The following is a 610-nucleotide window of genomic DNA, read 5'->3' on the forward strand; positions in this document are numbered from 1 at the left end:
CCCCGCATCACACGCACACACCAACGCATGCTCACCATGAAGCAACGCCATCAACCCATCCGCACGCAACTCCCGACCCGACCGCGGATCCCTCCCACACACCGACCCACAGATCTCGACGATCAACGCCTCCGCCTCCGCACCCTCGAGATCCGACAACGCCGCCGTCAACCGCGTCGTCCCATCCCGATGCCCACGAACATCAACCCCCCGCACCCCGATCGACGCCGCCGCCTTCGCCGCCGACGCCTCCGCCGCATCGAACCCCATCCACATCCGCCACAACCGACTCCGCAACGACAACGGCGCCAACCGCCCCGCCACCGCCACCGCCTCGAACTCGAGCGCCGCAATCGTCGCATCCCCCGCCCGACCCAACACCGACACCAACTCCACCACCTTCGCCCAATCCAACACCCCACACACGAACCGCACCGCCGTCAACGGCAACCGCTCCAACCCCAACCCCACCTCCACCAACGGCCGCGCCACCCTCTGCGACAACCCCAACCCCGCCGCCACCTCCGAACCCGCCTCCCACAACGCCTCCGCCGCATCACCACCCGAACACAACGCCTCCTCCAACCGCACATCAGCGACCTCACACACC

General features: G+C 68.0%; 1 protein-coding gene. It reads right to left on the reverse strand.

Annotated features, from left to right (window positions below; all coding sequences use genetic code 11):
• The coding region (locus RY1_RS29290; RefSeq protein ID WP_169914878.1) for a DUF222 domain-containing protein at positions 1–610 on the reverse strand (610 nt) is incomplete at both ends.

The organism is Rhodococcus yunnanensis NBRC 103083 (assembly GCF_001895005.1).
In the GTDB taxonomy this organism is placed as follows: domain Bacteria; phylum Actinomycetota; class Actinomycetes; order Mycobacteriales; family Mycobacteriaceae; genus Rhodococcoides; species Rhodococcoides yunnanense.